Annotated in this window: 14 protein-coding genes; 8 read left to right on the plus strand and 6 right to left on the minus strand. The window is 74.1% G+C overall.

What is annotated here, in order from left to right; translation table 11 throughout:
- The first annotated feature begins 11 nt into the window (after positions 1-11).
- From ACZ6YG_RS15045 to ACZ6YG_RS15060, 4 genes are read left to right on the plus strand one after another with little or no spacing between them, the layout of a single operon-like run.
- Positions 12-3,104, plus strand: coding sequence for a non-ribosomal peptide synthetase (locus ACZ6YG_RS15045; RefSeq protein ID WP_466018295.1), 3,093 nt, complete (start codon positions 12-14; stop codon positions 3,102-3,104).
- Positions 3,101-9,442 (plus strand): amino acid adenylation domain-containing protein, encoded by a 6,342-nt coding sequence (locus tag ACZ6YG_RS15050; protein WP_466018296.1) that lies wholly within the window; start codon positions 3,101-3,103, stop codon positions 9,440-9,442. The genes ACZ6YG_RS15045 and ACZ6YG_RS15050 overlap by 4 nt, the downstream gene beginning before the upstream one ends.
- The gene (locus ACZ6YG_RS15055) at positions 9,439-13,344 is read left to right on the plus strand and encodes an amino acid adenylation domain-containing protein (protein ID WP_466018297.1); all 3,906 of its coding nucleotides are present in this window, start codon (positions 9,439-9,441) and stop codon (positions 13,342-13,344) included. Before ACZ6YG_RS15050 ends, ACZ6YG_RS15055 begins: the two co-directional genes overlap by 4 nt.
- Positions 13,325-14,593, plus strand: a complete 1,269-nt coding sequence (locus ACZ6YG_RS15060; RefSeq protein ID WP_148031538.1) for an MFS transporter — start codon at positions 13,325-13,327, stop codon at positions 14,591-14,593. The genes ACZ6YG_RS15055 and ACZ6YG_RS15060 overlap by 20 nt, the downstream gene beginning before the upstream one ends.
- A 3-nt stretch (positions 14,594-14,596) precedes the next feature.
- Here the strand turns inward: ACZ6YG_RS15060 and ACZ6YG_RS15065 are convergent, their stop codons facing one another.
- Positions 14,597-15,634 carry an LLM class flavin-dependent oxidoreductase gene (locus tag ACZ6YG_RS15065; RefSeq protein WP_148031539.1) on the minus strand — a complete coding sequence of 346 codons (1,038 nt, stop codon included), beginning with the start codon at positions 15,632-15,634 and terminating at the stop codon, positions 14,597-14,599.
- Positions 15,635-15,862: 228 nt separating this feature from the next.
- On the opposite strand from ACZ6YG_RS15065, the gene ACZ6YG_RS15070 reads away from it, so the two are divergent.
- The 3 genes from ACZ6YG_RS15070 to ACZ6YG_RS15080 are packed head-to-tail and all read left to right on the plus strand — an operon-like array spanning position 15,863 to position 19,027.
- Positions 15,863-17,260: an FAD-dependent oxidoreductase gene (locus ACZ6YG_RS15070; RefSeq protein WP_466018298.1), complete on the plus strand. Its 1,398-nt coding sequence runs from the start codon at positions 15,863-15,865 to the stop codon at positions 17,258-17,260.
- A gap of 34 nt (positions 17,261-17,294) precedes the next feature.
- Positions 17,295-18,611, plus strand: coding sequence for an MFS transporter (locus ACZ6YG_RS15075; protein ID WP_466018299.1), 1,317 nt, complete (start codon positions 17,295-17,297; stop codon positions 18,609-18,611).
- Positions 18,608-19,027, plus strand: coding sequence for a metalloregulator ArsR/SmtB family transcription factor (locus ACZ6YG_RS15080; RefSeq protein WP_466018300.1), 420 nt, complete (start codon positions 18,608-18,610; stop codon positions 19,025-19,027). Before ACZ6YG_RS15075 ends, ACZ6YG_RS15080 begins: the two co-directional genes overlap by 4 nt.
- A gap of 29 nt (positions 19,028-19,056) precedes the next feature.
- Here the strand turns inward: ACZ6YG_RS15080 and ACZ6YG_RS15085 are convergent, their stop codons facing one another.
- The 4 genes from ACZ6YG_RS15085 to ACZ6YG_RS15100 form a co-directional block, all read right to left on the minus strand.
- Positions 19,057-19,803: an MBL fold metallo-hydrolase gene (locus tag ACZ6YG_RS15085; RefSeq protein WP_466018301.1), complete on the minus strand. Its 747-nt coding sequence runs from the start codon at positions 19,801-19,803 to the stop codon at positions 19,057-19,059.
- A gap of 253 nt (positions 19,804-20,056) precedes the next feature.
- Positions 20,057-20,212 carry a hypothetical protein gene (locus ACZ6YG_RS15090; protein ID WP_271279459.1) on the minus strand — a complete coding sequence of 52 codons (156 nt, stop codon included), beginning with the start codon at positions 20,210-20,212 and terminating at the stop codon, positions 20,057-20,059.
- Positions 20,209-20,535: a dihydrofolate reductase family protein gene (locus tag ACZ6YG_RS15095; protein WP_466018480.1), complete on the minus strand. Its 327-nt coding sequence runs from the start codon at positions 20,533-20,535 to the stop codon at positions 20,209-20,211. Before ACZ6YG_RS15095 ends, ACZ6YG_RS15090 begins: the two co-directional genes overlap by 4 nt.
- Before the next feature lie 48 nt (positions 20,536-20,583).
- Complete coding sequence (locus ACZ6YG_RS15100; RefSeq protein WP_466018302.1) at positions 20,584-21,345, minus strand: SDR family NAD(P)-dependent oxidoreductase; 762 nt, start codon at positions 21,343-21,345, stop codon at positions 20,584-20,586.
- A 136-nt stretch (positions 21,346-21,481) separates the two neighbouring features.
- Here ACZ6YG_RS15100 and ACZ6YG_RS15105 point away from each other — a divergent pair, with 136 nt between their 5' ends.
- On the plus strand, positions 21,482-23,752 hold the full coding sequence (locus ACZ6YG_RS15105) for a HelD family protein (protein WP_466018303.1): 2,271 nt from the start codon (positions 21,482-21,484) through the stop codon (positions 23,750-23,752).
- A gap of 58 nt (positions 23,753-23,810) precedes the next feature.
- On the opposite strand, the gene ACZ6YG_RS15110 is transcribed toward ACZ6YG_RS15105, so the two are convergent.
- Positions 23,811-24,260, minus strand: coding sequence for a MarR family winged helix-turn-helix transcriptional regulator (locus tag ACZ6YG_RS15110; RefSeq protein ID WP_271279456.1), 450 nt, complete (start codon positions 24,258-24,260; stop codon positions 23,811-23,813).
- Positions 24,261-24,370 lie beyond the last annotated feature (110 nt).

Below are 24,370 nucleotides of genomic sequence, written 5' to 3' on the forward strand. Positions count from 1 at the left end.
GGACACCGGCCGTGACCGGCACCTACGTCTTGCCTGCCTCGTACGCCCAGGAACGCCTGTGGTTCCTCGCCCGGCTCGACCCGGACGCGCCCGCGCACCACGTCAACGCGGTGATCGAGCTGCCCGGCCGCAGCGACCCGGAGCGGTGCCTGGACGCGCTGCGCCAGGTCGTCGGGCGGCACGAGACGCTGCGCACGTCGCTGGCGACCGAGGACGGCGACCTGGTCCAGGTCGTCCAGGTGGACCTGCCGGTCACGCTGCCCTGCACCGACCTGCGCGGCCTGCCGCCCGAGCGGGCCGAACGCGAGTTCCGCGCCCTGGCCCTGGCCGAGGCGCGCAGGCCGTTCGCCCTGGACCGGCCGCCGCTGTGGCGGGCGCGGCTGGTCCGCATGAGCGACGAGCTGCAGCGGATCGTGCTGGTCGTGCACCACGCGGTGTTCGACGCCCGCTCCGGCGTCGTCTTCACCAGTGAGCTGAAGGAGATCCACGACGCGCTCGGCCAGGGCCGCGAGCCGGACCTGCCCGAACTGCCCATCCAGTACGCCGACTACGCCGCCTGGCAGCGCGAGCACCTCGCCGGGGGCGTGCTCGCCGGCCAGCTCGGCTACTGGCGCGAACGCCTGGCCGGGCTGCCCGGCGACACCGGCCTGCCCACCGACAGGCCGCGCCCGGCGACCCGCGGCCACGCCGGCGACGAGTACGCCCGCACCCTGCCCGGGGATCTCGTCGACGCGCTGGAGGAGCTGGCCAGGCGGCGCGGCGCCACCCTGTTCATGGTGCTGCTGGCCGGGTTCAAGGCGCTGCTCGCCCGCTACGGCGGCCAGGACGACGTCGTGGTCGGCTCGCCGGTCGCCGGCCGGGACCTGCCCGAGTTCGAGCCGGTCATCGGCATGTTCGTCAACACGCTGGTGCTGCGCACGGACCTGTCCGGCGACCCGTCCTTCGACGAGCTGCTGGACCGGGTGCGGGGCACCGTTTTGGAAGCGCTGGACCACGCCGACGTGCCGTTCGACCGGCTGGTGGAGGCGCTGCGGCCGGCCCGCGACCCCAGCCGCACCCCGCTGTACCAGGTGGGCTTCAACCTGCTGCCGATGGACTCGCGCGGCCAGTTCCCCAACGGCACCGCCCAGCACGACCTCGGCCTCGACGTGGTCAGGACCCCTTCCGGCGCGGGCCTCTACTTCGAGTACAGCACCGAGCTGTACGACGCGGACACGGTGGCGCGGCTGGCCGCGGCGTACCGGCTCGTCCTGGAGGCCGCCGCCGCCGACCCGGGCATCCGGGTGTCGCGGCTGCCGCTGATGACGCCGGAACGGGAACGGCAGCTGCTCACCGGCTGGAACGCCACCGCCGCACCGTACCCCGTCGAGACCCTGCACGAGCTGGTCGCCGAGCAGGCCGCGCGCACGCCGGACGCGGTCGCGCTCCGCGACCTCGCCGGCGGCACGCTCACCTACGCCGAGCTGGACGAGCGCGTCCGCGCGCTGGCCGGGCGGCTGGCGGCGGCCGGCGTGGGCGCCGAGACCTGCGTGGCGCTGTGCCTGCCCCGCGACGCCGAACTAGTGGTGGCGCTGCTGGCGGTCCTGCGGGCGGGCGGCCACTACCTGCCGCTGGACCCGGCGTACCCGGCGGAACGGCTGTCGTACATCCTGGCCGACTCCGGCGCGCGGCTGCTGATCACCACCTCGCGCCTGGCCGGCGACCTGCCCGCCGACCGGCCGCCGGTGTTCCTGCTGGACCGGCCGCCGGAAGGGCCGTCCGCGACGCCGGTACGGGTGGGTCCGGACAACCTGGCCTACCTGATCTACACCTCCGGCTCGACCGGGCGGCCCAAGGGCGTCGAGGTGCCGCACCGGGGGGTCGTCAACCTGGTCACCGACGTGATCCGCCGGGTCGGCGGCGGCAGCGCGCTGCTCATGACGTCGCTGTCCTTCGACATCGCCGCGCTGGAGATCTTCACGCCGCTGCTGTCCGGCGGCACCCTCGTCGTCGCCCCCGACGACACCTCCCGCGTGCCCCGCCAGGCCGGTCGCGCGGCAGAAGGGGTGGACCTGGTGCAGCTCACCCCCTCGGTGGCCGGCTTGGTCGCCGGGCACCTGCCGCCCGGCCTGCCGCGCCTCATCCTCGGCGGCGAGCCCCTGCCGCCCGACCTGGCGGCGCGGCTGCTGAAGGTGGCCGGGGAGCTGTGGAACTTCTACGGCCCGACGGAGACCACCATCTGGTCCACCGCCTACCGGGTGCCGCGTGACGCCACCACGATCCTCATCGGCACGCCGGTGGCGAACACGTCGGTGTATGTGGTGGATGGGGGGTTGTGTCCGGTTCCGGTGGGGGTGCCGGGTGAGTTGCTGCTGGGTGGGGTGGGGGTTTCTCGGGGTTATCACGGTCGTGCGGGGTTGACGGGGGAGCGGTTTGTTCCGGATCCGTTCGGTGGTGGTGGGGGGCGGTTGTATCGGACGGGGGATTTGGTGCGGTGGTGTGCGTCGGGGGAGTTGGAGTATCTGGGGCGTGTTGATGATCAGGTGAAGGTGCGGGGGGTGCGGGTCGAGCCTGATGAGGTTGCGGCGGTGCTGGGGGAGTGTCCGGGGGTGGGCCGCGCGGTGGTGGTGGTGCGTGACGATGCTCCGGGTGGTCGTGGTCTGGTGGCATATGTCCAGCCTGGTGCGGGTTCGGGGGTTGATCCTGGTTCGTTGAGGGGGTTTCTGCGGGCGCGGTTGCCGGAGGCGATGATCCCGGCGGCGTTCGTGACGGTGGACGGTTTCCCGGTGCTGCCGAGCGGCAAGCTCGACCGCAACGCGCTCCCACCGCCGCACCCCGGCACCGCCCCCGCCTTCGTGCCCCCGCGCACCCCCGCGGAGGAGACGCTGGCCGCCATCTGGTCCGACCTGCTCGGACGGGACCGCGTCGGAGCGCGCGACGACTTCTTCGAGCTGGGCGGCCACTCCCTGCTCGTGGTCCGCCTCATCGCCCGGATCTCCGACGAACTGGGCGTGGAACTGCCGCTGCGCCGCTGCTTCGACGCCACCACCGTCGAGGAGCAGGCGCTGGCCGTACTCGAGCACGCGCTCGGGACCGATCTGGAGCTTCTTGAGGAGGAGCGGTGAGCGACGCCGAAGGGATCCGCGAGCGCCTGGCCGCGCTCAGCCCGGACCAGCGGGCCGCACTCGAGGCCCGCCTCCTCGGCCGCCGCCGGCCGAGCCCGCCCACTCCGGCGATCCCGCACGCCGACCCCCGGCTGGGCGCCCCGCTGACCGAGGCGCAGCGCCGGCTCTGGGTCGTCGACCAGCTCGACCCCGGCAACCCCGCCTACACCCTGTCCTGGGCGTACCGGATCGACGGCCCGCTGGACGCCGCCGCGCTGGCGGCGGCGTTCGACGCGCTCGTGGACCGCCACCCCGTACTCGGGTACGTGGTCACGCTCAAGGACGGCGAGCCCTGGCAGGCGCCCGGCCCCGTCAGGCCCGCGCTCACCGTCGAACACGTCACCCCCGCCGAGGCGGACGCGGCGGCCCTCGGCGAGGCCGGGCACCGGTTCGCCCTGGACACGGGCCCCCTCACCAGGGCCCGCCTGCTCCGGGTCGCCGAGCGGGAACACCGCCTGATCCTGACCCTGCACCACATCCTGGCCGACCGCTGGTCCGTGGCGATCCTGCTGCGCGACCTGCTGGCGCTGCACGCCGGCGACCCGCTCCCTGCGGCGCCGACCGGCTACGCCGCCTACGCCACCTGGCAGCGGTCGCGCCCCGCCGGCGGGGACGGCGACCTCGCCCACTGGCGCGAGACCCTCGCCGGGCTGCCCGACGTGCTCGACCTGCCCGCCGACCGTCCCCGCCCGCCCGTACGCCACAACACGGGCCGCAGGCTGCCGTTCGACCTGGACCGGCCGACCGCCGACGGGGTGCGCGCGCTGGCGGCCGGACACCGGGCCACCCCGTTCATGGTGCTGGCCGCCGCCGTGCAGACGCTGCTGGCCCGCTACACCGGCCAGACCGACATCCCGATCGGCACGCCCGTCTCGGCCCGCCCCGACCCGTCGCTCGACGACACCGTCGGCCTGTTCCTCAACACCGTGGTGCTGCGCGGCGACCTGTCCGGCGACCCGAGCTTCACCGAGCTGGTGGAGCGCACCCGGGAGCGGGCGCTGGGCGCGTTCGAACACGCTGCCCCGCCGTTCGAGACCCTGGTGGAGGAGCTGTCGGCGGGCCGCGACCTGTCCAGGAACCCGCTGTTCCAGGTGATGCTCGCCTACCAGAACACCCCGCCGCTGCCCGGCGGCGCGCGCGGCCTGCGCCTGGAACGGCTGGACGTGCGGCCCGGCACCGCCATGTTCGACCTGGACCTCATCGTCGAGGAACGCCCCGACGGCCGGCTGCTGTGCGTGCTCGACTACCCCACCGACCTGTTCGACGACGACCGGATGGCCCGCCTGGCCGGCCACCTGCGCACCCTGCTGGCAGCCGCCGTCGCCGATCCCGGCCTGCGCCTGTCGGAGCTTCCGCTCATGCCCGCCGACGAACAGGAGCGCACCCTGCGGGCAGGCGACGGCCCGGCTCTCCCGTACCCGGAACGCGGCGTGCACGAGCTGGTCGCCGAGCAGGCCGCCCGCACCCCGGACGCGCCCGCCGTGGCCGACGCGCACGGCCGCGTCCTGACGTACGCGGAGCTGGAGGCGAAGGCGGCCCGCCTGGCCGCGCGGCTGCGGCGGCTCGGCGTCGGCCCCGAGACCCGGGTGGGCGTGTGCCTGCCCCGCACCCCGGACCTGGTCGCCGCCCTGCTCGGGGTGCTCAAGGCTGGCGGCTGCTACGTCCCCCTGGACCCCGGCTACCCGCCGGAGCGGCTCGCCGGGATCCTCGCCGACTCGGGGGCCGCGCTCGCCGTGACCACGGCCGCACTCCAGGCCCGCCTCCCCGACCGGCCCGGCCGCCTGCTGCTCGAAGACCTCCCCGCGGACGGGGAGGAGTTCGGTACGGGCGCGCACCCGGACCAGGCCGCCTACCTGATCTACACCTCCGGCTCGACCGGCCGGGCCAAGGGCGTCGTGGTGCCGCACCGCGGCCTGGTCAGCCTGCTGGGACACGTCCGCGAGGAGCCCGGCCCGGCGGCGGGGGAGCGGTACCTGTTCCTGACGTCGGTGTCGTTCGACATCGCGATGATCGAGATCTTCGGCCCGCTGGTCACCGGCGGGACCGTCGTGGTGGCCTCCTCCGCCGAGATCGAGCGGGTGCACCGGCTGGTCGGGGACGTGCACACCGTCCAGGCCACCCCGTCCATGCTGGAGGGCCTGCTGCCCGCGCTCGCCGCCCGCGTCCCCCGGATCATCTCCACGGGCGAGGCGCTGCCCGCCGGGCTCGCCGCCCGGCTCCTGAAGGTGACGGACGAGCTGTGGGACCTGTACGGGCCGACCGAGACGACCGTGTGGTCCACCGGGCACCGGGTCACGGGCGACGCAGGCGGCTCCATCGGCACGCCGGTGGCGAATACGTCGGTGTATGTGGTGGATGGGGGGTTGTGTCCGGTTCCGGTGGGGGTGCCGGGTGAGTTGCTGCTGGGTGGGGTGGGGGTTTCTCGGGGTTATCACGGTCGTGCGGGGTTGACGGGGGAGCAATTTGTGCCGGATCCGTTCGGTGGTGGTGGGGGGCGGTTGTATCGGACGGGGGATTTGGTGCGGTGGTGTGCGTCGGGGGAGTTGGAGTATCTGGGGCGTGTTGATGATCAGGTGAAGGTGCGGGGGGTGCGGGTCGAGCCGGATGAGGTTGCGGCGGTGCTGGGGGAGTGTCCGGGGGTGGGTCGTGCGGTGGTGGTGGTGCGTGATGACGCTCCGGGTGGTCGTGGTCTGGTGGCGTATGTCCAGCCTGGTGCGGGTTCGGGGGTTGATCCTGGTTCGTTGAGGGGGTTTCTGCGGGCGCGGTTGCCGGAGGCGATGATCCCGGCCGCGTTCGTGACGGTGGAGGGCTTCCCGGTGCTGCCCAGCGGCAAGCTCGACCGCAAGGCCCTCCCGCCGCCCCCGCCGGAAGAGGCCCGCGAGCAGCGGCCGCCGCGCACGCCGGAGGAGCACACCTTGCACGCCGTCTGGACCGGCCTGCTCGGCAGGGACCGGATCGGCGTGGACGACGACTTCTTCACCCTCGGCGGCCACTCCCTGCTGGCGATGCGGCTCGTGGTCAGGATGCGGGAGGAGTTCGGCGCGCGGGTGACGCTGCGCCGCTGCTTCGAGACGCCGACCATCGCCGGGCTGGCCCCCCTGCTGACCTCGGCGCACGCCGCCTCCATCCCCGCCGCCGAAGGGCCGGTGGAGCCGTCGCACGCCCAGGCCCGCCTGTGGTTCCTGGACCAGCTCGATCCCGGCAACCCCGCCTACAACGTGGCCTGGGCCGAACGCCTGACCGGGCCGCTCGACGTCGAGGCGCTGGCCGCCGCCTTCGACGACCTGGTGGACCGGCACGACGCCCTCCGCCTCGTCATCACCGGCGCCGACGGCGAACCGCACCTCCAAGAGGGCACCCGCAGACCCCGCCTGGCCGTCCGCCCCCTCCCCGCTCCCGGCGGGACGGACGAGGACGAGATCGGGCGCCGGGAGGCCCGCCACCGGTTCGACCTCGCCACCGGCCCCCTCGCCAGAGCCGTCCTCGTCAGGCGGAGCCGGGAGGAGCACGACCTGTTCCTGACCCTGCACCACGTGAGCGCCGACCGGTGGAGCCTGTCGATCCTGCTGCGCGACCTCATGGAGCTCTACCGGGCCCGCGTCACCGGCACCCCGCCGGACCTGCCCGCCCTGCCCGCCGGCTATCGCGACTTCGCCGCCTGGCACCGCCGCCGGGCCGGCGAACGTACGGACGATCTCGCGTACTGGAAGGACACCCTCGCCGGGCTGCCCGCCACCCTGGACCTGCCCGCGGACCGGCACCGGCACGGGCCGGCGGGCATGGCGGGCCGCAGGCTGACGTTCGGCATCGACGCGGACACCGTCGCCGCGGTGCGGGAGTTCGCGGCGGAGCGGCAGGCGACGCCGTTCATGGTGCTGCTGGCGGCGCTGCAGGCGGTGCTGGCCCGCTACACCGGACGCGACGACATCCCGATCGGCACGCCGGTGTCCGGCCGGGCGCACCCGGACGTCGAGGAACTGGCCGGACTGTTCCTCAACACGCTGGTGCTGCGCGGCGACCTGTCCGGCGACCCCGGCTTCGGCGAGCTGGTCCGGCGCACCAGGGAACGGGTGCTCGACGCGCACGACCACGCCGAGCTGCCGTTCGAGGTGCTGGTGCGGGAGCTGGCCGAGGAGCGCGACCTGGCCCGCAACCCGCTGTTCCAGGTGATGCTCGCCTACCAGAACGTGCCGCCCGCCCCGCCCGAGGCGGCCGGGGTGTCGCTGCGCACCCTGGACATCGACCCCGGCGTCACCCAGGCGGACCTGCACCTGGTGATCGAGGAGGCCGGTGACGGGCTGACGGGGGTGCTGCACTACGCCACCGACGTGTTCGACCACGACCGGATGGAGCGGTTCGCGGACCACTTCCGCGCCTTCCTCACCCGGGCGGTGGCCGCGCCCGGGCGTCCCGTGAGCGAGGTGCCGCTGCTCACGCCCGGAGAGCTGGAGACGGTCCTGCGGGCCAACGACACCGCCACCCCGTACGAGAGCGCGACGCTCGCCGGCCTGCTGGCGGACCAGGCGGCGCGCACCCCGCACGCCCCCGCCGTGCGCCACGGGGAGGAGTGGCTCACCTACGAGCAGTTCACCGTCCGGGTCGACCGGCTGGCCCGCACGCTGCGCGCGCTCGGCGCCGGACCCGACCGGGTCGTCGGCGTGTGCCTGGAACGCGGGCCGGACCTGGTGGTCGCCGTGCACGCGGTGATCGCCGCCGGCGCCGCCTACCTGCCGCTGGAGCCGGACCACCCGCCGGCCCGGCTCGCCGCCATGCTGTCCGACTCGGGCGCCCGTCTCGCGATCACGAGCACCACCCACCACGCCCTCCTGCCCTCCGGCATCACCCCCGTCCTCCTCGACGCGACCCCCCTCACGGAGCCCGCCCCCGACACGACGCCGGAGGTCGCCGTCCATCCGGACGCGCTCGCGTACGTGATCTTCACGTCGGGGTCGACGGGACGTCCGAAGGGGGTGGGGGTGTCGCACCGGGCGATCGTCAACCGGCTGCGGTGGATGCAGGACGCCTTCCCGCTGACCGGCGAGGACCGGGTGGCGTTCAAGACGCCGTTCTCGTTCGACGTGTCGGTGTGGGAGCTGTTCTGGCCGCTCATCACCGGCGCCGGGATGGTGGTCGCCGATCCCGGCGGGCACGCCGACCCCGGCTACCTGACCCGCCTGTTCGGCGCCGGGGACGTCAGCACCGTCCACTTCGTGCCGTCCATGCTCGACGCCTACCTCGACGAACCCGGCCTGCCGCCGCTGCGGCGGGTCATCTGCTCGGGCGAGGCGCTGCCCCCGGAGCTGGCCGCCCGCTTCCACGAGCGGATGCCCGGCACGGAGCTGCACAACCTGTACGGCCCCACGGAGGCGGCCGTGGACGTCACCCGGCACGCCTGCCAGCCGGGTGAGACCGTGATCCCCATCGGCGGGCCGGTCGCCAACACCCGCCTGGAGATCCTCGACGAGCGCATGAACCGGGTGCCCGTCGGCGTCCCCGGCACGCTGTGGATCGGCGGCGTCCAGCTCGCCCGCGGCTACGTCGGCCGGCCCGCCCTGACCGCCGAACGGTTCGCGCCCGACCCGCACGGCCCGCCCGGCGGCAGGCTGTACGACACCGGCGACCTGGCCAGATGGCGGCCCGACGGCGAGATCGAGTACCTGGGCCGCGCCGACCACCAGGTCAAGATCCGCGGCATGCGGGTCGAACTGGGCGAGATCGACGCCGCGCTGTCGGCGCTGCCCGGCGTCCGCGCCGCCGCCGCGCGGGCCGTCGCCGACGGGGCCGGCCTGCGACTGGCCGGATACGTGGTGCCGGACCCCGGCGAGCACGACCCGGCGCGGTGGCACGCCCTGCTGCGCGAGCGGCTGCCCGGCCACCTGGTCCCCGCCACGCTGACGATCCTGGACGCGCTGCCGCTCAACCGCAGCGGCAAGCTCGACCGCGACGCGCTGCCCGACCCGTCCGCCCCCGACCCGGCCGCCCACGCCGACCCGGAGGGCGACGCTGAACTGGCCGTCGCCGCCGCCTGGCAGGGCGTGCTCGGCCTCGCGCGGGTGTCGGCGCACGACAACTTCTTCGCCGTCGGCGGCGACTCCATCCGCAGCCTCAAGGTGGTCTCCCGGCTGCGCGAGGCGGGCTACGCCGTACGGCTGGAACAGCTGTTCCTGCACCAGACGGTCAGAGAGCTGGCCGCCCGGCTGGAACCGGCCACGCCGGCCGCCGAACCGCGGGCCGCGGCGCCGTTCGGCCTGCTCGACCCCGAGGACCTGGCACGGATGCTGGAAGGCGAGGCGCGATGACTGTCACGACCGGGGCCCGGGGCCTGGAGGACGCCTACCCCCTGGCCGCTCTCCAGGCGGGCATGCTCTACCACAGCGCCTACGAGCCGGACGCGGCCACCTACCACGACCTGACCACGATCACGCTGCGCGGCCGGTTCGACCGGGAAGCGTTCGAGGCCGCCCTGGCCGAGGTGACCGCCCGGCACCCGGTGCTGCGCACCTCGATCGACATGACCGGGTTCAGCGAGCCGCTGCAGTTCGTGCACCGCTCGGCCACACTGCCGTTCGCCGTGACCGACCTGTCGGGCGTCCCGGACGCGGACGAACGGGTGGCGCGCTGGGCGGAGGAGGAGAAACGGCGCCCCTTCGACTGGTCGCGGCCGCCGCTGGCCCGCGCGCACGCGCACCTGCTGCCCGGCGAGCTGTTCGCGTTCAGCCTGAGCTTCCACCACGCCATCCTCGACGGGTGGAGCGTGGCCACGCTCGTCACCGAGCTGTTCCGCCGCTACCACGCCCGCCTGGCCGGGGAGCCGCTGCCGGTGACCCCGCCCGCCGCGGCCTTCCGCGACCTGGTGGCCCGCGAGCGCGCCGTCGTGGCCTGCGCCCAGACCCGTGACTTCTGGCAGGCCCGGGTGGACGACGCGCCGGACACGCGGCTGCCGCGGCTGCCCGAGCACCGGGACGGCGACGGCGTCGAGGTGCTGCGCCTGCCGCTGGAACCCGCCCTGCTCGCCCGCGTGACCGAGGTGGCCCGCGAGCTCGCCGTCCCGGTGCGCACCGTCATGCTGGCCGCCCACCTGCGGGTGCTGGCTCTGGTCACTGGCGAGGACGAGGTGATGACCGGCCTGGTCACGCACAGCCGGCCGGAGAGCGAGGCGGGAGAGGAGGTGCTCGGCCTCTTCCTCAACACGGTGCCGCTGCGCCTCGACACGGCCGCGCCCACCTGGGGTGAGCTGGTGCGCCGGGTGTTCGACGCCGAGGTGGCGCTGCTGCCGCACCGGCAGTTCCCGCTCTTCGAGATCCAGCGGCTGTCCGGGCGCTCGCCGATGCTGGACGCGCTCTTCGACTACCGCGACTTCCACGTCTACCGCGGCATGCCCGGCGCCGAGATCGTCGGCCAGGAGTTCTTCGAGCAGACCGACCTGCCGTTCACCGCCGCGTTCACCCGCTCGCGCGAGCACGGCGGGTTCGACCTGGTCATCACCTACGACCGGGCCCAGTTCGGCGCCGCGCAGATCGCCCGCGTCGGCGGCCATTACCTGACGGCCCTGCGCCTGGCCACCACGAGCGCCGCCGATCCGCGCCGGGCGGACCCGTTCCTGACGGCGGACGCCGGGGAGATCGGCCGGTGGAACGCCACCGCGCGGCCGTACCCGGAGGCGACCCTCCCGGAGCTGTTCGCCGCGCAGGCCGCCCGCACCCCCACCGCGCCGGCCGTCTGCTACGACGGCACCTGGATCACCTACCGCGAGCTGGCCGCCCGCGCCCGCGCCGTCACCGCCCGGCTGGCCGCCGCCGGCACCTGTCCCGGGGACGTGGTCGGGCTCCACCTGGACCGCGGCCCCGGCCTCCTGCCCGCGCTGCTCGGCGTGCTCGGCGCGGGCGCCGCCTACCTCCCGCTGGAGCCCGGCCTGCCACCGGAACGGCTGGCCCACATGATCGAGGACGCCGGCGCCCGCATCGTCCTCACCGACGGCGACCCGCCGTCGTCCGACGCCGGTCTGCCCGCCGGGGTGGTGGTGCTGCCTCTCGACGGTCCCGCCCCCGACACGACGCCGGAGGTCGCCGTCCATCCGGACGCGCTCGCGTACGTGATCTTCACGTCGGGGTCGACGGGACGTCCGAAGGGGGTGGGGGTGTCGCATCGGGCGATCGTCAACCGGCTGCGGTGGATGCAAGAGACCTTCCCGCTGACCGGCGAGGACCGGGTCCTGCACAAGACGCCGCTGTCGTTCGACGTGTCGGTGTGGGAGCTGTTCTGGCCGCTCATCACCGGCGCCGGGATGGTCGTCGCCGAGCCCGGCGCCCACCGCGACAGCGCCCGCCTGGCCGCCCTCGCCGCCGGGCACCGCGCCGGTGTGGCGCATTTCGTGCCGTCGATGCTGGAGGTGTTCCTGGACGAGCCCGAGCTGCCGCCGCTGCGGCGGGTCATCTGCTCGGGCGAGGCGCTCTCCCCGGAGCTGGCCGCGCGTTTCCACGAGCGGATGCCCGGCACGGAGCTGCACAACCTGTACGGCCCGACAGAGGCGGCCGTGGACGTGACCTGGCACGCCTGCCAGCCGGGCGAGACCGTGATCCCCATCGGCGGGCCGGTCGCCAACACCCGCCTGGAGGTGCTCGACGCCGAGGGCCGCCGGGTGCCGGTCGGCACGCCGGGCGAACTGTGCCTGGGCGGCGTCCAGCTCGCCCGCGGCTACGTCAACCGGCCCGCGCTGACCGCCGAACGCTTCGTACCCGACCCGTACGGCCCGCCCGGCACGCGCCTGTACCGCACCGGGGACGTGGCCCGCTGGCTGCCCACCGGCGAGATCCAGTACCTGGGCCGCACCGACTTCCAGGTGAAGATCCGCGGCCAGCGGGTCGAACTGGGCGAGATCGAGTCCCTGCTGACCGCCCACCCGTCCGTACGCGCCGCCGCCGTCGTCCTGCGCGGCGAACGCCTCGTCGGCTACGTCGTCCCCTACACCCCCGCCGACCCCGCGCAGCCCGAGGATCCCGGTGCCGAGCTGGCTGCCGCGTTACGGCGGCACCTGCCCGATCACATGATCCCGTCGGCGTGGGTGCGGCTGGCCGAGCTGCCCGTCACCACCAGCGGCAAGCTCGACCGGGCCGCGCTGCCCGAGCCCGGCGAGGCCGGGCGGCCCCCGTACCTGCCGCCGCGCGACCCGTTCGAGGCCCGGCTGGCCACCGCCTGGGAGGAGACGCTCGGCGTGGACTCCGTCGGCGTGCACGACGACTTCTTCGCCCTCGGCGGACACTCGCTCCTGGCGCTGCGGCTGACCATGCGGCTGCGCAAGGAGCTGGGCCGCGAGGTGCCGCTGCAGGCCGTGCTCACCGCCCCCACCGTGGCCCTGCTGGCCGCCGAGCTGCGCCGCCCGCACGACAACGACGGCGTTCCCGAGCGGATCGTGCCGCTGCGCCCCACCGGCGACCGGATCCCGATCTTCCTGTTCCACGCGCTGGGCGGCCAGGTGTTCCGCTACCTGCCGCTCGCCCGCCACCTCGGCGCCGACCAGCCCGTGCTCGCCGTCCAGGCCGCCGGGCTCGCCCCCGGCGAGGAGCCGCACAAGACGCTGGAGGAGATGGTCGACGACTACACCGAGCACCTGCTGCGGGTCCGCCCTCAGGGCCCGTACGTGCTCGGCGGCTACTGCATCGGCGGCAACATCGCGCTGGAGACCGCCCGCCGGCTGCGCGAGCGCGGCGAGCGGGTGCCGCTGGTGGTGCTGTTCTACTCCGACGCCGCCGAGCCGGTGCTGCGCGCCTCGCTGGAGGACGACGCCGTGCTGCTCACCCACGCCCTGGCGGGCGGCAGGGTCCAGGTCGACCTGGACGAGCTGCACCGGCTGGACCCCGACGAGCGGCTGCTGGCCGTCATCGACGCCGCCGCCCGCGCCGACACTCTCCAGCCCGACGCGGCCGACCTGCGCCAGGCGCGCCGCTTCGTCTCCGTCTTCCGCGCCAACGCGCACGCCGTCGGCTACTACCGGCACGCCCCCTACGACGGTGACGTGCTGCTGTTCTCGCCCGCCGCCGAGGGCGTGCCGCCCGACGACATGGGCTGGCGCGACGTCGTGACCGGGCGGCTGCGCATCTCGCCCATCCACGGCGAGCGCTTCACCGTCATGTACGAGCCGCGGGTCGCGCGGGCGGCCGCCGAGGTAAGGAGCAGCATCGACAATGGCCTCACCGACGACTGACCGCGCCGGCACCCTGTGGCGCAATCCGGACTTCCTGAAGTTATGGGCGGGTGAGAGCCTGTCCCTGGTCGGCTCTCAGGTGACGGTGCTGGCCATGCCCATCGTCGCCTACCTCCTGCTGAACGCCTCCGTCGCCGAGATGGGCGTGCTCGGCGCGCTGGCCCGCCTGCCGATGGTGCTGTTCTTCGTCGTCGGCGTCTGGGTGGACCGGATGCGGCGCCGGCCCGTGCTGATCTGGAGCGACGTGATCCGCGCCGCCATGCTCTGCACCGTGCCGCTGCTGTTCGTGATGGACATGCTCACGCTCTGGTGGCTGTACGTGGTCGTCCTGGTGATGGGCGTGTTCGGCGTGCTGTTCGAGATCGCCTACCGGTCGTACCTGCCGCTGCTGGTGGCGCCCGAGCATCTGGGCGACGGCAACAGCAAGCTGCAGCTGAGCGACTCGGTGTCCAAGGCGGTCGGGCCCAGCCTGGCCGGGGTGCTGCTGGCGGCCCGCTCCGCGCCGCTGATCATCCTGGTCGACGTCATCAGCTACGTCGCCTCGGCGCTGTGCCTGATCTTCATCCGCAAGAAGGAGGACCCGCCCCCGCCGGACAGCGGCGGCAGCATGATCTCGGCGATCCGGGCCGGGTTCGGTTTCGTGATGAGCCAGCCGATCATCCGGCCGCTGGCGATCGCGAGTGCCGTCTACTCCTTCTTCGACATCGGCATCCTGCAGACCCTCTACATCCCGTACGTGCTCGGTGTCGTGGACCTGCCGGCGGCGGTGGTCGGCGGGGTGCTCGCGGTCGGCGGGATCGGCGCGGTGGCCGGGGCGTGGCTGTCGGTGCGGCTGATGAAGGGGTTCGGGCCGGGGCCGACCATGTTCTGGTCCACGGTGATCGGCAACAGCGCGCTCATCCTGGTGCCGCTGGCCGGCGGGCCGCTGTGGCTGGCGCTCGGCACGCTGGGCCTGTCGCAGCTGCTGGTGGGGCTCTGCACGCAGATCTTCGTGGTCAACAACATCACGGTGCTGCAGTCGGCCGCGCCGCGCGAGCTGGTCGGCCGGGTGATCGCCACCATCTGGGCGATGGGGCTGGTGCCGGCGCCGGTGGGCGCGCTGGTGGCCGGGCTGCTCGGGGAGGCGTTCGGGATGCGGCCGGTGGTGCTGGTGGCGGCGGTGATCGGGGCGCTGGTGCCGATGGTGGTGCTGTGGCGGTCGCCGATCCCGAAGATGCGCGAGCTGCCCTCGGCTCCCGCCGGGAGCTGAGGGTCACGCGGCGAGTTCCGCCAGCCAGGCGAGCTGCTCGGCGCGGTCCTCCAGGGTGGGCGCGTTCAGGCCGACGATCAGCCTGGTCGCGCCCGCCTTGCGGTAGGCGGTCAGCCGCTCGCGCACCCGCTCCGGGGTGCCGCACAGGGTGAGGGCGTCGACCAGGTCATCCGGCAGCTCCTCCACGGCCGCACCCAGGTCGCCGTCGAAGTAGGCGTCCTGGACCCGCCCGGCGGCCGGCCCGAAGCCGAGCCGGTGCGCCAGCCGGTTGTAGAAGTTCACCCCGCGCGTGCCCATCCCGCCCAGGTACAGCGCCAGCATGGGCCGCACCATGTCGCGGGCGTAGTCGGCGTCGTCGTCGACCATGGCCATCACCATGGGCGAGACCTCGACGCGGGAGGCGTCGCGCCCGGCGCGGGCCGCCCCGGCACGGACGTGCTCCAGGGTCTCGGCCACGTGCTCCGGCGGGAAGTGGATGGGCAGCCAGCCGTCGGCGATCTCGCCCGCCAGCCCGGCCGCCTTGGGACCCATGGCGGCCAGGTGGATCGGCAGCGGCCGCTGCACCGGCGCCGCCTGCATGGTCAGCTCCTTGCCGCGGCTGCCGGGCAGCGGCAGCGTGATCTCCGGCCCGTCGTGCCGTACGGGGCGGCCGTCGAGCGCGGTGCGGACCACGGCGACGTAGTCGCGCAGGTGGGCCAGCGGGCGCCGGTAGGGGTGGCCGTGCCAGCCCTCGGCCACCTGCGGTCCCGAGGCGCCGAGCCCGAGCAGGAACCGGCCGTCCGACAGGCGGTCCACGGTGGCCGCGGCCATGGCGGCGGCGATGGCGGTGCGGCCGGTCGCCTGGAGCACCCCGGTGCCCAGGCGGATCCGCTCGGTCCCGGCCGCGAGCCAGGCCAGCGTGGTGGCCGGGTCCACCCCGTACCCCTCCGACGCCCACACCGAGTCGTAGCCGAGCCGCTCGGCCTCCCGGACGAGCGAGAGCTGGGCCTCGTGGGTGGCCGCGACGGGCCCGAGGGTGCCGATGCTGAATCCGAGTCGCACAGTCGCCTCCTCCAAGAATGCCGATCTTGCCCCACTTTCTCCCATCCAGGCGGGTGACGCCAGCGCTGCCGGGCGCGTGAACGGACCGCTTCCGGGTACGTACTGATTAGATGTGCCTCTAATTTGACATGTCTCTAAGTTGTCGGCCATCCTGTCGGAGAAGCTACTTCGACAACTGTCAAAACAGCGCGGACCGTCGCGGCCCGCGGAACCATGAGGAGAAGCACCATGAGCGGATGCTGCGGTCCCACCGCCGTCGAACTCCAGCCGAGTGCGCAGGCCGTGCGGTCCGACGACCTGCCCGTCGCGGTCGTCGGCGCGGGCCCGGTCGGGCTGGCCGCGGCGGCCCACCTGGCCGAACGGGGCCTCGATTTCGTGGTGCTGGAGGCCGGTGAGCAGGCGGGCGCCTCGGTGGCCCAGTGGGGACACGTGCGGGTGTTCAGCCCGTGGAAGTACGACATCGACCCAGCCGCCCGCCGCCTGCTGGAAGCCGATGGCTGGAGCGCCCCCGACCCCGAGTGGCTGCCCACCGGGACCGAGCTGATCGACGACTATCTCGCGCCGCTGGCCAAGCTCTTCGGCGACCGGATCCGTACGGGCGCGAAGGTGAGCGCGATCAGCAGACTCGGCTACGACCGGGTCCGCACGGCGGGCCGCGAGCGGGCGCCGTTCCTGATCCGGCTGGCCGGCGGCGGCGAGCTGCACGCCCGTGCGGTCGTCGACGCCTCCGGCACCTACGCCACCCCGAATGTGCTCGGCGCGTCCGGCCTGCCCGCCCACGGCGAGGCCGACGCGGCGGACCTGGTCGACCACGCGCTGCCTGACGTGCTCGGCGCCGATCGCGAACGGTACGCCGGCAAGCATGTCCTGGTGGTCGGCGCCGGGCACTCGGCCGCCACCACGCTGCTCGCGCTCGCCCAGCTCGACGACACCCCGATCACCTGGGCCATCCGCGCAGGCGACGCCGGCCGTACCTACGGCGGCGGCGAGGCGGACGCGCTGCCCGCCCGCGGCGCGCTCGGCACCCGCCTGCACGCCCACGTCACCTCCGGCCGCATCCGCCTGCTGACCGGCTTCTTCACGCACGCCGTCGAACGCGACGGCGCGCGGGCGCGGGTGATCAGCCGCGATCCGTCCGGCGCCGAGCAGGCCGTCACCGCCGACCGGATCGTGGCCGCCACCGGCTACCGTCCCGACCACGCCATCGCGAGCGAGCTGCGCCTGGACCTGGACGCGGTCCTCGGCTCCACCCGGGCGCTGGCGCCGCTGATCGACCCGAACGCGCACTCCTGCGGCACCGTGCCGCCGCACGGCGCCGACGAGCTCGCGCACCCGGAGGACGGCTACTACGCGGTGGGGGTCAAGAGCTACGGCCGCGCCCCCACCTTCCTGCTGGCCACCGGCTATGAGCAGGCCCGCTCGGTCGTCGCCGCGCTGGCCGGCGACTGGGAGGCCGCCCGGGACGTGCGTCTCGACCTGCCCGAGACCGGCGTGTGCTCCTCCAGCCTGGCCGAGGCCCAGGAGCAGCGCCTCGGCCTGGCCACCGGGATCAGCGGCGGCCTGCTAGGCAGTCCGCTGCCGCTGGCGACCGCCGGAGCCTCGCAGGGCGGCGGCTGCTGCGGCTGATCCCCGACGACCGCCTCTTTTCCAAGGAGCGCTTATGCCGGCCGTCGATCCTCTCTCCGCCGCCTCGGCCGGCGGAGAGAGCGGTGCCCGCCCCGCGCCCGGCCGCGGCCTGGGCAGGGGGTGGCCCCTGGTGGCGGCGCTGGCCCTCACCCAGACCCTCGGGTTCGGCGTGCTGTACTACAGCTTCCCGGTGCTGCTCACGCCGATGAGCCGCGACCTGGCCGCCGACCCCTCGCGGGTCTCGCTCGCGCTGACGGTCTCGGTGCTCATCGCGGCGCTGGGCGCGCCGGTGGCGGGCCGCTGGCTGGACGCGCGCGGCGGCCGCGCCCTGATGACGGCGGGCTCGGTGCTGGGCGCCGTCTCGCTGCTGGCCTGGTCGCAGGTGCGGACCGTGGCCCAGTTGTACGCGGTGTTCGTCCTCATCGGCGTCGCCGCGGCCATGGTGCTGTACGAGGCGGCCTTCGCCGTGATCGTCGCCCGCTTCGCCGCCCCGGCCCGCGCCACGGCGCTGCTCGCGGTCACCGTGGTGGCCGGGTTCGCCTCCTCCATCTTCATGCCGGTGACCGGCGCGCTGGTCCAGGCGTACGGCTGGCGCCAGGCCCTGATCATCCTCGGCGTCGTCTACGGCGCGGCGGCCATTCCGCTGCACCTCCTGGCCGTGGGCCGTCCCCGGACGGGGAAGCCTTCTCCGTCGGACGCGAGTGACTCGGCCCAGGCCGGGGCCGGCGAGCGGGCGGCGCTGGTGCGCGCCGCCACCCGCCAGGCGGCCTTCTCGCTGCTGGCCGCCGCCTTCACCCTGCACAGCGCCGGCACGGCCACCATCTCGGTCCTGCTCATCACCTATCTGATCCACCTCGGCCACCCGCCGCTGCTGGCCGCCGGCGTGGCCGGGCTGCTCGGCGTGCTGTCGGTCACCGGACGGCTGATCACCACCGGGCTGCAGCGCCGCCTGCCCGCCGCGCTGATCGCCGCCGCCATCTTCGCCCTGCAAGCCGTGGGCGCCGCCGCGCTGCCGCTGATCGGCGCCACCACCGCGGGCGCCGTCGCCGCGGTGCTGATGTTCGGGCTCGGCTTCGGCGTGGCCACCATCACCAAGCCGCACCTGCTGACCGAACGCTACGGCACCACCGCCTACGCCAGCCTGTCCGGCCGCCTGGCCCTGCCCGCCGCCCTGGCCAAGGCCGTGAGCCCGGCCGCAGCCCTGGCCCTGGCCCAGGCCGCCGGCTACGGATGGGTCATGGCCGGCGTCGCCTTCACCTGCCTGACCGCCGCCGCGGCGCTGACCCTCTACCACCGCCTATCATTTAGACGAACATCGAAACACCAGTCAGGCCCGGAGGCTTCCGCATGACCGCCACCACCCTGCCCCTCGCCCGAAGCAGCCAGGACGCTCAGGCCGGGACGTGCTGCGCGCCGATCGCCCGCCGGCCGCTCAGCGAAGGCGACGCCGCCGAGCTGGCCGTCCTGCTCAAGGCGGTGGCCGATCCGGTCCGCCTGCGCCTGCTGTCCATGATCGGCTCCCACGCCGGCGGCGAAGCCTGCGTGTGCGACCTGACCGACGCCTTCGACCTGACCGCGCCCACCATCAGCCACCACCTGAAGGTGCTGCGCACCGCCGGCCTGATCGGCAGCGAGCGGCGCGGCACCTGGGTCTACTACTGGATCATCCCCGAGACGGTGAACAAGCTGGGCGCCCTTTTCGCCCCGCTGACCGAGCCCGGCTCCCGCTCCGATCGTCCGGCGGACCTCACGGTCACCCCGACCTGAGCCCCCGAGCACCGGCCCTCGCTCGTTGATCAGTTTCCCCCGAGCGGGACGGTGAGTCCTTCCTCGGCCGCGAACACCTCACCGCCGAACTCCTCGCGGGCGGCGGCCACGGCGGCGGCCCGGTCGTTGCCCGGCCAGAAGTGGGTGAGCATCAACCGGCGGGCGGATGCGCGGCGGGCCCACTGACCGGCCTCCGCGGAGGCGAGCAGATTGCGCGTGGGGCGGTCGGCCTCGCCGTCGCGGTCGGTGGCCTCGACGATGAACAGGTCGGCGTCGCGCCCGAGTTCGGCGAGCGCGGGAGTCGGACCGGTGTCGCCGGTGTAGGCCAGGACGACCCCGTCGGCCTCCAGGCGGATGCCGGCGTTGGGCACATAGTGCGGCAGCGACAATCCCGTGAGGGCGAACGGCCCCACCCGGTGACCGCCCGGCAGCGGACGCACATCGAAGACCGCGTGGAGGTCGGCGTCGGGCTCCAGCCCGCCGATCCGGTCGAGCACGCCCGGCGGGCAGTACAACGGCAGCCGTGGGCCACCGGGGTCGCCGTAGAAACGCATCCGGAACAACCCGTGCAGGTCGACGCAGTGGTCGGGGTGCTCGTGGGTGACGACGACCGCGTCAACCGCGCCGTCCGGCCAGTGCGCGAGCAGGCGCGGCAGCGTGGCGTAGCCCAGGTCGAGCAGCAGCCGGTAACCGTCCCAGTCCACCGCGAACCCGCTGCAGGCACGGCCCGGCTCGGGGAACGCACCACAACTGCCGAGGACGGTCACCTGTCGCACCCGTACAGGATGCCAGTCCCCTGTGACGGTCGTGGAACGGCGAAGGCCCCCGCCGGGTCGGCGGGGGCCTTCAGCCATACGTGTGCGTACCGGTGTGCGTGTCGCCTCTCGGCGAAAGGCTCAACGCGGCTCCAGCCGTACGGTAGTCCGCGAAGGCGATAGGTGAGGCCCGGGGACACTGGGCACACCGGCCACGAGTCATGTAACCACGGGGAGGCCGCGGATGTTCCCCGCGCGGCCGGCCGGTGAAGGGTCACCGGTCGACGGCGTAGGTCGACTGGACGACGCCCGCGCCGAGCACCCGCGTGGACCGGTGGGTCAGCGCGACGTCCTCCTCCAGCGGGCCGGACAGCGGCACGCCCGTGCCGATCAGCACCGGCACGGTGGTGATGGTGAGGTTGTCGATCATCCGGCCCGCATGAACGTCCTGATGACCTGGCCGCCGTCGGCGTAGACGCTCTTCGTGCCGTGGGCGGCCAGGCCGCGCACGAGGGAGCCGAGGTCGCGGTAGACGGTGACACGCGGGTCGGCGTCCTGCTCCAGGGTGGTGCTGAGGACGGCGACGCGCATGCCCTCGTACGGCCAGGGGTCGAAGCCCAGCCTGGTCTCGTACGTGCCGCGGCCCATGACGACGGTGTCGACGCCGTCGGTGAACTCCTGGTAGCCGAGGTCGCCGCCGGCGGCCTCGCCCCTGCTGACGAGCCAGTCGAGGTCGCCGTCGGGCCGGGCGATGAACCCGTCGAGGCTGAGTCAAGTGATCTACTTTGTAAAGGCGCCGGGTCAGTGGACCGAGAAGCCGCCGTCGACGTACAGCAGGTGGCCGGTGACGAACGCGGCGGCGTCGCTCGCCAGGAACACCGCGGCGCCCGCGAAGTCCTGGGGGACGCCGTTGCGGCCGGCCATGTGACGGGCGGCCATCTGCTCGATGCGGCCGGGGATGGCCTGGGCGGGCTCGGTCAGCGGGGTGAGGACGAATCCGGGGATGATCGTGTTGACCGACACTCCCTGGGCGGACCATGCCTCGGCCTGGGAGCGGGTGAGGCCGGCGAGCGCGGCCTTGGCGGCGCCGTAGACGCCGCTGTCGCCGAAGGCGCGGACGCTCTGCTGGGAGCCGATGTTGATGACGCGGCCCCAGCCGCGTGCGGCCATGAGCGGCCCGTAGTGCTGCCCGAGCAGGTAGGGGGCGGTCAGGTTGACCGCGATGGTCTGCGCGTAGTCGTCCTCGGTCAGCTCGGCCATGGGCTTGCGGATGTTGTTGGCCGCGTCGTTGACCAGCACGTCGATGTGGCCGGCCTGCTCGCACACGCGGCGCACGGCCTCGCGGTCGCCGAGGTCGGCCACGATCGTGGCGGCGGTGACGCCGTGTCCGCGCAGCCGTTCGGCGGCGCGGTCGAGCCCGGCCTTGCCGCGGGCGACGATCACCACTTCGGCGCCGGCGCGGCCGAGCGCCTCGGCGATGGCGTAGCCGATGCCGGAGCTGCCGCCGGTGACCAGCGCGCGCCGCCCGGCGAGGGAGAACAGGCTCTGCAGGTAGTCAGGCATGATCGGCAAGCTAGCACGCGGCCCGGCGGAGGCGGTCGGCAGGGAGGCGTTGCCGCGCACGCCGACGGGAGGTAAGCTCGACTGCTCGACGCTTAAGGCAGTCTCCACACGTCTCCCGTAAGGAGTATACCACTTGATGGATAATCGTCAAGATGCTCTCGCCGCGGCCCTTGACACCGAACAGCGGGTCGTGTCGGGCCTCTACGGCAGGCTCGACTCCGCCAGGGAGCGGGCGGAGTCGGCGCTGCGCGCCGTGCACGCCCGGGGCGGCGGCACCCGCCAGGCCATGGTCGAGCGCGAGGCGCTGGCCACGTCGCAGGCCCGCCGCCTGGCGCAGCTGAACGGGGTGGAGCGCGGGCTGTGCTTCGGCCGGGTCGACGACCGCGACGGCCGGAGCGTCTACGTCGGCAGGATCGGCCTGCGCGACGAGGAGGGCTCGGCGGTGCTGATCGACTGGCGGGCTCCGGCCGCGCGCGCGTTCTACCTGGCCACCGCCACCGACCCCGGCTCGCTGGTGCGCCGCCGCCACCTGCACCTGCGGGGCCGCACGGTCACGGGGCTGGACGACGAGGTGTTCGACCTGGAGGGGATGAGCGACGGCGAGCGCCGCACGCTGGTGGGGGAGGCGGCGCTGCTGGCGGCGCTGCGCCGGGGCCGCACCGGCCGCATGGGCGACGTGGTGGCCACCATCCAGACCGAGCAGGACCGGGTGATCCGCGCCTCGCTGCAGGGCGCGCTGGTGGTGCAGGGCGGGCCGGGCACCGGCAAGACGGTGGCGGCGCTGCACCGCGCCGCCTACCTGCTCTACACCCACCGCGACACGCTGGAGCGGCGCGGCGTGCTGGTGGTCGGCCCGAACGCGATGTTCCTGCGCTACATCGGCCAGGTGCTGCCGTCGCTGGGGGAGACGCAGGTGGTGATGGCGACGCTCGGCGAGCTGTTCCCGGGGGTGCGTGCGACGGCCGCCGACCCGCCGGCGGCCGCGGTCGTCAAGGGCGACATCCGGATGGCCGGGGTGGTGGCCGCGGCGGTGCGCGATCGCCAGCGGGTGCCGGACGGCGAGCTGGTGGTGGAGCTCGACGGGTTGCGGCTGCGGGTCCCGCACGAGACCTGCGCCCGGCACCGGGCGCGGGCGCGCGCGGTGCGGCTGACGCACAACATGGCACGCAAGCTGTACGTGACGGAGATGCTCAAGGAGCTGGCCAGGGCCGAGGCGCGGGCGCTGGAGGAGGGGCTGCGCCTGGCGGAGATGGAGCTGGAGGACCCGGAGCTGGCCGGGCCGCTGGACCTGGAGTCCGACCTGGACGAGATCGACCTGGCGGTGGCGTCGGAGCGGCTGTGGGCGCAGCCGGAGGTGCGGGAGGCGCTCGACGCGCTGTGGCCGGAGCTGACGCCGTCGCGGCTGATCGGCGAGCTGCTGTCCTCGCCGGAGACGCTGGAGGCGCTGTGCCCGCCGGACCTGGACTGGCGGGCGCTGGTGCGGCCCGCCGGCGCCGCCTGGACGGCCGGTGACGTGCCGCTGCTCGACGAGGCGGCCGAGCTGCTGGGCCAGGACGACTCGGCGGCGCGGGCGGCGGGCCGCCGGGCGGAGGAGGACCTGCGCGAGCGTCACCTGTTCGCCCGGGAGGTGCTGCAGACCACCGGCGTGCTGGAGGAGGGCATCTTCGAACGGGCCGACGTGCTGGCCGAGCGGCACGCCGACGACGGGTCCGAGCTGACGACGGCCGACCGGGCGGCGCGGGACCGCACCTGGGCGTACGGGCACGTGATCGTGGACGAGGCGCAGGAGCTGTCGGCGATGGCCTGGCGGCTGGTGATGCGCCGGGTGCCGGCCAAGTCGCTCACGGTGGTCGGCGACCTCGCGCAGACGGGTTCGGCGGCGGGGGCCCGCTCGTGGGGCGAGGTGCTGGATCCGTACCTGGAGGGCCGCTGGCGGGAGGAGCGGCTGGAGGTGAACTACCGCACCCCGGCCGAGATCATGGAGGTGGCGGCGGACGTGCTGGCGGCGATCGACCCGTCGCTGACGCCGCCGCGCTCGGTGCGCGACGGCGGCGCGCCTCCCCGAGCGGTGCGGGCGGGGCTGGCGGACCTGCCGGAGCTGGCCCGCGAGGAGCTGGCGGCGATCGGCGAGGGCCGGGTGGGCGTGGTGGTCCCGGACACGCTGTACGGGCGGGCGGCGGCGCTGTTCCCCGGGCAGGACCTGGACGCGCCGGTGACGGTGCTGACGGTGACGAGGGCCAAGGGGCTGGAATTCGACGCGGTGATCGTGGCGGATCCCGCCGCGATCCTGGCCCAGTCGCCGAACGGGGCGCAGGACCTGTACGTGGCGATCACGCGGGCGACGCGCCGGCTGACGGTGGCCTGCGAGGGTGAGCTGCCGTCGTCGCTGTCCCGCCTGACCAGCTGATCTACATTGTAAAGGCGCCGGGCGGGGGTCGCGATCTCCCCTACGGAGGAAACCCCCGCTACGACGCCCGATGCAGCTCGGCGGCGGCTTCGTGGAGGCGGACGGTCACGTGGTGCAGGCAGCGGAGCGTCTCGGTGTCGAGGTGGTTCATGATCCGGCGGTACTGCTTGAGGCCGGCGTCGTTGATCTCCTCGATGAGGGTGCGGCCGGCGGGGGTGAGCTCGACCCGGCGCACGCGCCGGTCGTGGGGGTCCTCGTGGCGGCTGACCAGGCCGTGGGCGACCAGGCGGTCGACGAGGCCGGTGACGGTGCCGAGGGTGACGCCGAGGTTGTGGGAGAGGTCCTGGCCGGTGGCCGAGCCGTTGGCGGCGACGAGCATGATGACCTTGAGCTGGCGCATCGTGAGGTTGGAGGAGAACAGCGGCGACTGGTGGCGGGCGAGGGCCCGGCCGAGGTCGCGCTGGATCTGCATGATCTGGTGGATCAGATCGTCGCGTTCGTCGTTCACGTACACCTCTCGCTTTCCTGAGAAGGTTATCAGGAACGTCGTGCGACGTTAAATATTCGTCCAAGGCGAAGTGTTAGTCTGGGGCCGAAATCTTGAAGGGAACCGACTCC

Source organism: Nonomuraea sp. NPDC054003 (genome assembly GCF_055585125.1).